Here is a 631-nt window from a genome sequence, read left to right as displayed (position 1 = left end):
TCACTCGCCCTGAGTACGATCTCCATTCGGGTCACGCTGAGCGCGCGGTCGTATTCATTTACCACGGCGGTGAGGCCGTCAGTCAACGATTCAGGCACATTCCAGACGCCAGTGCGGTCTGCCTGATTAAGCACCGCTCCGAGACCATGCTCAACGCGTTCGATGTCCGCGATATCGAGCTGCCCGTGTCCCGCCCGGGTGATGAACTCGTGATGATGATGATCTGCGAGAGGAGATTAACCAGCGAGCGGTCCACTTCTCCATTGCGCAGACGCTCGAGCGCGATCCGTGCACGCAGCGCAAGATCCGAGGATTCCTTGCGGGGCATGGGAAGAAAGAGCGATTTTGCATGCGCACTGGCAGACGGACGACGCGGGGAACGGTAGTTCTTGTTTGACATGGTCGACAGCGGGCGAATGGATTTCGGGTTCGCATATTGGGATGCTTCACCGCAGGGCAAGAGCACCCGCCAAAATTTGTCCCTGTCTCGCGGTTCGTCGCGGTTTCTGTGTGATCGCCTTTCGATGCCTGGCTGCAGCCCTCTTGCGAAACCGCCTATAAACGCGACTAACTGTCCTCGCCCCGCGACTCCGGCAAGCGCCTGACGGCGGCTTCCGCCTTCCTGCATTGG

Annotated in this window: 1 pseudogene; it reads right to left on the bottom strand. The window is 59.6% G+C overall.

Going from position 1 to position 631, the window contains the following annotated elements:
• Nucleotides 1-82 precede the first annotated feature (82 nt).
• Nucleotides 83-631 (bottom strand): annotated as a pseudogene (locus BMI01S_RS42825) (hypothetical protein); the annotation flags it as partial.

This window comes from Paraburkholderia mimosarum LMG 23256 = NBRC 106338, assembly GCF_000739815.1.
GTDB lineage: Bacteria > Pseudomonadota > Gammaproteobacteria > Burkholderiales > Burkholderiaceae > Paraburkholderia > Paraburkholderia mimosarum.
Note: the sequence above shows the minus strand (reverse complement) of the source record. Positions and strands in the feature narration are given on the sequence as shown.